8 protein-coding genes and 3 CRISPR repeat arrays are annotated in these 8,898 nt (G+C 72.6%); of the genes, 4 read left to right on the top strand and 4 right to left on the bottom strand.

All coding sequences use genetic code 11. The features are described from left to right. The first annotated feature begins 588 nt into the window (after positions 1-588). Positions 589-1,326 (top strand): hypothetical protein, encoded by a 738-nt coding sequence (locus G3I42_RS31920; protein ID WP_343244717.1) that lies wholly within the window; start codon positions 589-591, stop codon positions 1,324-1,326. Positions 1,327-1,412: 86 nt separating this feature from the next. Next, a CRISPR array of direct repeats spans positions 1,413-2,841; the repeat unit is 29 nt; unit sequence GGGTCCATCCCCGCACGCGCGGGGAGCAG. Between the two features lie 116 nt (positions 2,842-2,957). Here the strand turns inward: G3I42_RS31920 and G3I42_RS31915 are convergent. Further along, positions 2,958-3,728: a FadR/GntR family transcriptional regulator gene (locus G3I42_RS31915; RefSeq protein WP_164291173.1), complete on the bottom strand. Its 771-nt coding sequence runs from the start codon at positions 3,726-3,728 to the stop codon at positions 2,958-2,960. Between the two features lie 32 nt (positions 3,729-3,760). Continuing rightward, positions 3,761-4,210 carry an FAD-dependent oxidoreductase gene (locus tag G3I42_RS38000; protein ID WP_239096813.1) on the bottom strand — a complete coding sequence of 150 codons (450 nt, stop codon included), beginning with the start codon at positions 4,208-4,210 and terminating at the stop codon, positions 3,761-3,763. Between G3I42_RS38000 and G3I42_RS38525 the strand changes: the two genes are divergently transcribed. Continuing rightward, positions 4,209-4,619, top strand: a complete 411-nt coding sequence (locus tag G3I42_RS38525; RefSeq protein ID WP_343244716.1) for a hypothetical protein — start codon at positions 4,209-4,211, stop codon at positions 4,617-4,619. The two genes, G3I42_RS38000 and G3I42_RS38525, sit on opposite strands and share 2 nt — an antisense overlap. 466 nt (positions 4,620-5,085) lie before the next feature. Then, a CRISPR array of direct repeats spans positions 5,086-5,660; the repeat unit is 29 nt; unit sequence GGGACCATCCCCGCACGCGCGGGGAGCAG. Positions 5,661-5,859: 199 nt separating this feature from the next. Here G3I42_RS38525 and G3I42_RS31900 read toward each other — a convergent pair. Then, on the bottom strand, positions 5,860-6,126 hold the full coding sequence (locus G3I42_RS31900; RefSeq protein ID WP_164291171.1) for a hypothetical protein: 267 nt from the start codon (positions 6,124-6,126) through the stop codon (positions 5,860-5,862). Beyond that, positions 6,107-6,574: an ATP-binding protein gene (locus G3I42_RS31895; protein WP_164291170.1), complete on the bottom strand. Its 468-nt coding sequence runs from the start codon at positions 6,572-6,574 to the stop codon at positions 6,107-6,109. Before G3I42_RS31895 ends, G3I42_RS31900 begins: the two co-directional genes overlap by 20 nt. A 171-nt stretch (positions 6,575-6,745) precedes the next feature. Here G3I42_RS31895 and G3I42_RS31890 point away from each other — a divergent pair, with 171 nt between their 5' ends. Both G3I42_RS31890 and G3I42_RS31885 read left to right on the top strand, forming a co-directional pair. Then, a complete protein-coding gene (locus G3I42_RS31890; protein ID WP_164291169.1) occupies positions 6,746-7,615 on the top strand; it encodes a helix-turn-helix transcriptional regulator in 870 nt (289 codons plus the stop codon). Continuing rightward, positions 7,612-7,806 carry a DUF397 domain-containing protein gene (locus G3I42_RS31885; RefSeq protein ID WP_164291168.1) on the top strand — a complete coding sequence of 65 codons (195 nt, stop codon included), beginning with the start codon at positions 7,612-7,614 and terminating at the stop codon, positions 7,804-7,806. Before G3I42_RS31890 ends, G3I42_RS31885 begins: the two co-directional genes overlap by 4 nt. 188 nt (positions 7,807-7,994) lie before the next feature. Further along, positions 7,995-8,514: direct repeats of the CRISPR family, unit length 29 nt; unit sequence GGGACCATCCCCGCACGCGCGGGGAGCAG. Positions 8,515-8,898 lie beyond the last annotated feature (384 nt).

Here is an 8,898-nt window from a genome sequence, read left to right as displayed (position 1 = left end):
CGGGGGTGGCGGCTGGGGGGCGGGGGGTGGACATCGTTGTGCCACCTCTCTGGGGGGAGGAGGGGGACGGGGGCGGGGGCGGGTGGGTCGGATCGGGGGCGGATCGGGGTGAGGTGTGGGCGCGGTCCAACTGGTAGGACCAGTTGGACCAAGTGGGGAGGAGGTTAGCAGGAGGGGAGTGGGGGGCGGTAGGGGTGAGGGGAGTGCGGCCCGCAGGGGCGGGGCGCAGGGCCAGCCCCTTCCTGAAGTCGCACTGGCGCCCGGGTCCACTCCCGCCTGCGGCCCGTCCCGTTCCTCCCTCCCGGTACGGGCCGCGATCCGCCGTCGCGATCCGGGCTTCCTCCGCGCCGGCACTCCGGATCTCGCCTCCGCGCTCGCCTCGGGGGAGGACGATGGGCGGGGCGTGTTCGCCGCCATCGGCACCGACGACTGGGAGACCGTACGCGCATGGGCCACGACCCTCATCCCCCCGCGGAAGCCCTCACCTGTCTCGGAGACCGGCTCGGCGGGCCCATCTCAGCGCGACTCGTGAGCGACCGGCGCGGCTCGCGGGCCTGGAAGGTGCGCGGGCCGCGCGGCGCGGCTGCCGTGAAAGCGAACGCTCCCGGCGGGGGAGAGCGGGACAAGGCCGCCGAGACGGCTCAGGAGGACCGGCACCTGCGTGCCCTCACGGCGGCCGGTGCGGTCGGCGCCGGGTACCGGCTCGGCGGCGGGACGTGGGACGCGGGACAGTGGCTCGCGGTCGAGTGGGTCGAGGGCGCGTTGCTGTGGCACGCGCTCGCGCCCGCCCGCGAGGCTGACGGCGACACCCCCGCCCTGCGGGCCCTGCTGCTGACCGTCGCCCGGACCTGGGCCGCCGCTCTCTCCGGCCTTCACGAGGCCGGGTGGGCCCACGCCGATGTCCAGCCCACGAACACCCTCATCACCGGCACGGGGACCGCCACCGTCATCGACTACGCCCTCGCCTGCGGCCCCGCCGATCCCCTCCGCCTGCCCTACCGGGGCGCCCTCGTCCACACCCTGGCCCCAGAGGTCGCCGGCCGGCTCCTCGCCACGGCGGATGACCACCACGTCCAGGCCGCCCCTCCCTCCGATGTCTGGGGACTCGGCGCGTCGCTGTTCTGGTGCTGGACCGGCCGCCGCCCCATCCGGTACGAGAGCGACGCCCCCTTCAACGACAAGCTCGGCCGCATCGCGAGCGGCGACGCACTCGACCTCGCCGCCGAACGGCCCTGGTCGTTCCCCGAGTTCGAGGAGATCATCACCGCATGCCTCACCACGAACCCGGCCCTGCGCCCCTCGGCACGGGCCCTCGCGATCGGGTAGCGCTGTACGTGCGGTGTTCGCAACCGAGTTCAGCGGGAACCACTGCCCGGGGTCGGTGAGTCGCACCAGGGGCCGCGACGAGAAGGGGCCATCCCGGCAGGCGCGGGGAGCAGTACCGATCCGGGCGGAAGTCCACCTGGCGGTGGGGTCCATCCCCCGCACGCGCGGGGAGCAGGCTGCCGCCCGCTGCGCCTTCGTCGACTTCTTGGGTCCATCCCCGCACGCGGGGAACAGCCGCGCGGCCGCCACCGCGCTGGGGACCGGCGGGGTCCATCCCCGCACGCGCGGGGAACAGATCGCGATCCAGCACCTGGAGCAGGCCGAGGCGGGTCCATCCCCGCACGCACGGGGAACAGCTCGCGGGGCAGGCCGCAGTCGTCGCCGTGACGGGTCCATCCCCGCACGCGCGGGGAACAGCTCTCCTCCGCTGCTTCGGGCGTCATGTGGAGGGGTCCATCCCCGCACGCGCGGGGAACAGTCGACCCGACCACCACCCTCTGAAACCCGCAAGGGTCCATCCCCGCACGCGCGGGGAACAGCGGAGCGCTGGGCCGGGGAGCGGGGCGGCGCGGGGTCCATCCCCGCACGCGCGGGGAACAGGCCCACGGATCGTCTGTGAGGGTGTCGGCCTCGGGCCCATCCCCGCACGCGCGGGGAGCAGCACGTTCGTCGCAGCGAATGGGAGGCAGTGCGGGGTCCATCCCCGCACGCGCGGGGAGCAGGACGGAAATCATCTGCCCGAGCACGGTGGGTGGGGTCCATCCCCGCACGCGCGGGGAGCAGTTCGTCGCCGCGCACCGGGGCAGCGGGCAGGAGGGTCCATCCCCGCACGCGCGGGGAGCAGCAGAAGGAATCCCCGCACATGTAGCAGGAGGGCGGTCCATCCCCGCACGCGCGGGGAGCAGAGCACCTTGCCGCTCCGCTCCTGCCACTGGGTGGGTCCATCCCCGCACGCGCGGGGAGCAGTCGACCAGCAGCGAGCTGGCCTTCCAGCTCGGGGGTCCATCCCCGCACGCGCGGGGAGCAGGCGGGACCACCACCACGGCTGAAGGCAATTCCGGGTCCATCCCCGCACGCGCGGGGAGCAGCGGTCGCGAACGTGCGCAGAACGTCGGCCGCCGGGTCCATCCCCGCACGCGCGGGGAGCAGCCAAAGCAGAGCAGTTGAGGGCGCAGGCCGAGGGGTCCATCCCCGCACGCGCGGGGAGCAGCGTCCGGGCGCGCTGTGGGCGGCGGCCAGGACGGGTCCATCCCCGCACGCGCGGGGAGCAGTCGTCAAGTTCCGCGCCTCGTAACGGCCCGATGGGTCCATCCCCGCACGCGCGGGGAGCAGCCCGCGAGCGGCGGCAGCTGCTCCAGCTTCACGGGTCCATCCCCGCACGCGCGGGGAGCAGCTGTGGGGGGAGACGGCGCGGGGCCTTGAGGAGGGTCCATCCCCGCACGCGCGGGGAGCAGCCCGGGGCCTCGCACACCACCCTCAACATCGCGGGTCCATCCCCGCACGCGCGGGGAGCAGCCTTTCCGACCTGCGGGTTTACCCCCGTCCCAGCCCCGTTCGCGCAACAATCGCGGATTCCGGCATACCCGCCATATCCGGCATACAACCCATAGCGGCCGAACCCCCGTCCCCCCTCACCCCCGCCCCTCCCCCAACAACATCTCGATGTGCTGCTTCGCCATCACGTCCACCTGGACGTCCAAGTCCCGCCCGTACGTCCGCAGCCCGAGCCGCAGGTGCGCCCGCATCCGCTCCACCGCCAAGTCCGCATCACGCCGCTCGATGGCCTCGAAAATCTCCGGGTGATGCGGGACGCCCGGCTCCGCGATGCTCGGGTCCGAATTCGACCGCAGCATCATCTCGAACATCATCCCGCTGATGGACGAGAGCATGATCCGCAGTACGGGGTTCCCCGCCGCGACGGCGATGGCCTCGTGGAACTCCAGGTCCGCCCGCGCCTTGCTCACCGGCTCGTCCGCGCACTCCAGCGCAACCACGGCAGCCCGCATCACGTCGACATCCCGCTCCGTCGCCCGCTCCGTCGCGAGACGGACCATCTCCGTCTCCAGGGGGAGCCGCGCCTCGATGAGCTGCCGCACGGTGGGCCGCCCGGCCCGGTAGAGCGCGTCGTACCCCCGCGCCTGCGCGGACGTCTGCTCCCGTACGAAGGAACCGCGCCCCGCCGCCACCTCGATGAGCTGCTGCGCCTCCAGCCGCCGCAACACCTCCCGTACGACGTTCCGGCTCGCCCCGAACCGTACGGAAAGCTCCCGCTCGGAGGGCAGTTTGTCCCCGGGTGCGAACTCCCCCGTCCTGATCCCGTGCTCCAGCTCGCGTGCGATGCGTTCGGTGAGAAGGCCACGGCGGGCGGGCTCGGGGGTGCTGGTGGACATGCGGTGGAGCATAGCGGGACGGATCGCGAAGGCGGACGGGCGCGTCACACCCCCCGGTAGTGCCGGAGCGCCGCCGTACGGACCCGATCGACGTCCCACCCCTCGAACCGCCCCGGATCGAGCCGCGCCGGATCGACGAGCGGCTCCCCCTCCCCGCCGAGCTGCCGCGCGAGCTGCGCCCCGAGCCCCCCGGCCTGCGTGACCCAGCAGCCCTCCGCGACCCACACGCGCGGCAGCCCGGGCAGCGGCCCGGCGAGCGGCAGGGCATCGGGGGTGAGCGCGTAGACCCCGTTGAGCCGCCGCCCGATCCGCCGCCCGCGCAGGGCGGGTACGAGGGCCTGCGCGCGGGCGAGCGCGGGCCCGAAGGCGGCGTCGCTGAACGGCCGCTCGGCGTCGGCGTCGCGAAGGCCGAACCGGTCCGGTGCGTGCGGGATGGGGGTCGTGGTCGTACGTCCCGAACCCGTACCGCTCACCGTGCCGTCGCACATAGACATGCTGACCGGAAAACCGCACGTACGGAGGGTCGTCGGGGCCGCCGTCCGGCACGTCCTCGGTGTACACGTACGGATGCTCCACGGGTACGAGCGGGAGTACGACCCCGAGCGGACGGAGCAGCGAGGCGCCCCAGATCCCGAGCGCGACCACAACGCGCCGAGCCCGCAGCACCTCCCCGCCCACGAGCCGCACCCTCCCGTCCGCCTCAACTCCCGTGATTTCGGCCCCGAACCGGAACCGCACGCCGCTCCGCTCGGCGGAGGAGACGAGAGCATCGACAAGCGGTACGGCCTCGGCGAGCCCATCGGAAGGCACGTGCAGCCCGCCGACGACTCCGTCACCGGGCACGAGTGCGCCCCCGAGCGACCGAGCCCGCTCAGGATCGACAAGGTGGGCGTCAATCCCTAACCGGGCGGCGTGCTAGGCGTCTTGAGCAAGCTGGCCGAGCTGCGTCGGATCGGTGGCCAGCGAAAGCCCCCCGACCTGCCGAAAGACGCTCTCCCCGAACCCGACGTACTGCCGCACGGACTCCCGTGCGAGCAAGGCGAGTTCAGGCGTACGCGAAAGCTGCCCCACAAACCCAGGAGCGTGCCCACTGGACCCGGGATGCCGCCCCGGCGGACGCCGGTCCACCACGGTGACCCCTGCCCCGAGCCCGAGCACCCCGAGCTGATGCGCGAGTGAGGCACCGACAACACCGGCACCGAGAACAAGGGTGTCAATGGGAGGGGAGGAGACGGAGACCACGGCGGCTCCCGAAGACGGGCGGACATCAACGAGGGTGTTCCTGCCCGAAGGCAACCGGAAGTACGCACCGGTTGCGGGGGCGGGCAGGACGTGGGGGCCACGACCGGGGACAACGCGTAGCCGAGCGGAAACCGTCCCCGCAGGCGCGGGGAACCGAGCGCGCTCGCCGTCGGCGGCCTGGTGGCGGGACCATCCCCTCGCGCGCGGGGAGCAGTTCACTTCGGGGTCCTCGGTCGTCCACAGCTTCGGACCATCCCCGCACGCACGGGGAGCAGGGACGGTGCCGCGTGACGGCTGAGCCGCCGCCGGGACCATCCCCGCACGCGCGGGGAGCAGATCGCGGGGTCCAGGAGCCGCTCGCCGAAGTCGGGACCATCCCCGCACGCGCGGGGAGCAGGAGCTGTCGGCGTGCAGCCGCACCTCGGGGAGGGGACCATCCCCGCACGCGTGGGGAGCAGTCGGCAGCCCCAACTGCCGGACGGGATCGGAGGGGACCATCCCCGCACGCGCGGGGAGCAGATTTACCTGCTGGGCAAGGACTCGCCATACTCGGGACCATCCCCGCACGCGCGGGGAGCAGGACGCAGACGCGCACTGGCCCCGCCCCTACCCGGGACCATCCCCGCACGCGCGGGGAGCAGTCCAGCCGCGTCCCGCTCACCCCGGCCGAACGGGGACCATCCCCGCACGCGCGGGGAGCAGGCTCCGTGACCAGCAGGTTTAGTCGGCGCGTGGCCTCCGTTGCGCAAGGATCAAAGACCCGGACCTTTCGGGCGTAGCGATCCAGGAAGGTAAGGCGCGGACCGCTCGAAGCGTAGTCCCCGGGCACCCCGCTCCGGCGCGCCACGGCTCCCCCGCCACCAGCGACACCCCCGCTACCGGATCAGCCCCCCACTCCCCCTCAGCCTTCCGGCTCGCCCCGCCCGCACCGGCACCGCCCCGGCTCGCCCACCTCCCGGGTCACCACCAAGTACTGCGTCTCCGCCACCCGGTAACTCGCGTGCCCCGTCGTCCGGTTGTGCTCCAGGCACCATGTCCGTACCGAGTCCGCGGTCACCCCCTCCGGCGAGTACGTCCCGCACATCAGGCACCAGCTCCGGACGCGGAGGCCCGGGACCGCCGTGTCCTCGTACAGCAGCCGTTCCGCGTCACGCGCCAGGGGTCGCACGGGCCGCCACCTCCCGCCCGTTGGCGGATGCGTTCGAGACCTCCCGCTCCAGGGTGAGCAGCGCCCACACCGTCTTGCCCACGACCTCGTCCCGCACACCCCAGTCCGCTGCCACCGCGTCCACGACCGCGAGCCCCCGTCCGCTCTCCTCCGTGAACGGCACGGCCCCGCGCGGCGCCGGCGCCCCGCGCCCGCTGTCCCGCACCTCGACCCGCACGGCGCCGTCCCCCCGTACGAGCGTGAGCGCCACCTGCCGCCCCGCCCCACAACGGGCATGCACCACCGCGTTCGTGACCAGCTCGGAGACGACGAGCGCGAGCGCGTCCGCGAGTTCCCGGCACCCCCACGCTCCCGCCACCTCCCGGGCGAAGTCCCGCGCCTTCCGCACGCTGGTTCGCCGACGCGGAAGCCGCGCGCGGCGCACCGCCCCACCCTGGTTTTCGGACATACGAGCGCCCTCATCTCCATTGTCGTGAGCGCGAGTTGAGCAACCTCGCCATGAGTACCATGCATGAGGATGCCTCCACATTGTCAATAACCCAAAATGGTGAGTCGCTAGTTTCGTTGCCGCTGTTCGCCCCACCAGGCACACTGTCTTCCGTCGCCTGGAGGTGGAGGAATGTCGAGCACGAACGCGGGTCCGTCGATCCGTCAGCGCCGCTTGGCGCGACTGCTCAAGGACCTGCGCATCGCGGCCGGACTGAAGCACTCGGACGCCGCGCGGGTGCTCGATTCGGCCGAGTCGAAGATGACGCGCATCGAGAACGCCAAGTCCGGCATCCGCCTCGTGGACCTGCGAACTCTTCTCGACGCGTACGGCGTGACGGACCCCGCCGAGCGGGCGCAGATCGAACAGCTCGCGAAAGACGCGCGGAAGAAGGGGTGGTGGGCGCAGTACGCGGGCAGCGTCAGCCCGTCGTACGCGGCGTACATAGCGGTGGAGTGGGACGCCGTCGAGATGTACGACGTGGAACCCATCCTCATTCCCGGCCTGCTGCAAGTCCCCGCGTACACCAAGGCGCTCGCCCGAATTCACATTCCCAGCGCGGACGAGGACCTGCTTGAGACGCGTGCCCAGGTCCGCCAGGACCGGCGCAAGACCCTCACGCGCGAGGACCCGTTGCAGCTATGGGCGATCGTGTCCGAATCGGCCCTGTACCACGCGGTAGGTGGTGCAGGCGTGATGCGGGAGCAGCTCGAATCACTCCTGACGGACAGCGACCTGCCCAACGTCGAGTTGCAGATCCTGCCGAAGGAGAGCCCGATGAACGCGGCACTCTTCGGGCCCTTCGTCATCATGAGCTTTTCGCCGTCCTCGGCGGAAGATCTCGTGTACGGGGAGCTGAACAACGGCACGGTCTACTACGAGGAGCCCGGCGACACGGAGCGATTCGCCGCCCTGTTCCGGCGTCTCAACATGGCCGCGCTCGACCCCCCGAAATCGCGGGCTCTCATCCGCAGAGTCCTGAACGAAATGGCAGGCGAGTGAACCACCAGCACGACGATCCACAGCATCCCGCGTGGGTCAGGTCCTCCTACTCCGGCACCGAGGGCAACTGCGTCGAGGTCGCCACGCCCGGGGGGCGCCCAGCCGTTCGCGACTCCAAGGACCCCGCCTCCCCACACCTCGGATTCAGCCCGACAGCGTGGCACCGCTTCATCGACAGCGCACGCATCTGACCTTCTCCACGCACTCGCCGCCCGAGACACCCCGGACCTCACCCACCTCACAGGTCCGCGTGTGCTCGGGCTGCGGCTTGTCCACAGCTTCCACAGCGCGGCGCGGCTGACACCCGATCCGGATACACGATCCGCGCACATCACAAACTGCCAGTCGGCCCCTGGTGAGCGGAGGCGCCCAGATGGCTGGGGCCACCCCCGCGCGTACGGGGAGCAGTACTCGCGCTCCACGAAGACGGGCACGAGCCGGGGAACATCCCCGCACGCGCGGGGAGCAGTGGTCGGGGCAGCGGGCCACCGCGAGGCCCGGAGGACCATCCCCGCACGCGCGGGGAGCAGGCGTGCGGTCAGGGCCGCCAGGACTCGTCGTAGGGACCATCCCCGCACGCGCGGGGAGCAGAGGCCGTGAAAGTCGGCCGGGCGTTCGCGCTTGGGACCATCCCCGCACGCGCGGGGAGCAGTCGCCCTATCCGCCCTTTGGAATCCGGCAGTTGTGGGACCATCCCCGCACGCGCGGGGAGCAGGAGCTCCGTGCGTTCGGCCCAGGTGACCGCTGTGGGACCATCCCCGCACGCGCGGGGAGCAGCACCGTGAAGGTCTCCTGCGGCAAGGGGGCTCGGGACCATCCCCGCACGCGCGGGGAGCAGACCATCAGCCACCGATCCACGTGGTACGTCGGGGGACCATCCCCGCACGCGCGGGGAGCAGCTGCCTGAGCAGCGCTTTTTCCTTGGCCACGGGGCTGGTGCAGCAAGAAGTAGAGAGTCCGGCCTTTCGGACGAAAGGTTCGGCGCGCGTCCTTCGGACCGCCCGTAGCCTAGCGCCCGCCCCGCGCCACCTCCCCACCCGCAGCCGGCCCACCCCCCGAGCCGCCCCCAACGGATCGCGCCCACGGCCCGCCGAAACCACCAACCGCCGGACGCCCACCCCCCGTACCCCGTACGGTGATCGCCACCACCCCGCCCCCAAGCCCAGCCCGGCCCGGCCCCCCGGGGGGGCGCTCGCCCCCGCCCGAACCCCCGCCCCCAGGGGGGGCGCTCGCCCCGACTCCCCCGGAGCACAGCGGCGCAACCCCCGGGGTACGGCGACCCC

It is taken from the genome of Streptomyces sp. SID11385, assembly GCF_010548245.1.
GTDB lineage: Bacteria > Actinomycetota > Actinomycetes > Streptomycetales > Streptomycetaceae > Streptomyces.
The sequence above is the reverse complement of the archived record's forward strand: the minus strand, read 5'-3'. Positions and strand labels throughout refer to the sequence as shown.

What these genes read in the sequence shown, in the direction of transcription:
- G3I42_RS31915 (WP_164291173.1), bottom strand. Translation starts at nt 3,728, where the DNA reads ATGCTCCACCGCATGTCCACCAGCACCCCCGAGCCCGCCCGCCGTGGC.
- G3I42_RS38525 (WP_343244716.1), top strand. Translation starts at nt 4,209, where the DNA reads ATGCTGACCGGAAAACCGCACGTACGGAGGGTCGTCGGGGCCGCCGTC.
- G3I42_RS38000 (WP_239096813.1), bottom strand. Translation starts at nt 4,210, where the DNA reads ATGTCTATGTGCGACGGCACGGTGAGCGGTACGGGTTCGGGACGTACG.
- G3I42_RS31895 (WP_164291170.1), bottom strand. Translation starts at nt 6,574, where the DNA reads ATGTCCGAAAACCAGGGTGGGGCGGTGCGCCGCGCGCGGCTTCCGCGT.
- G3I42_RS31890 (WP_164291169.1), top strand. Translation starts at nt 6,746, where the DNA reads ATGTCGAGCACGAACGCGGGTCCGTCGATCCGTCAGCGCCGCTTGGCG.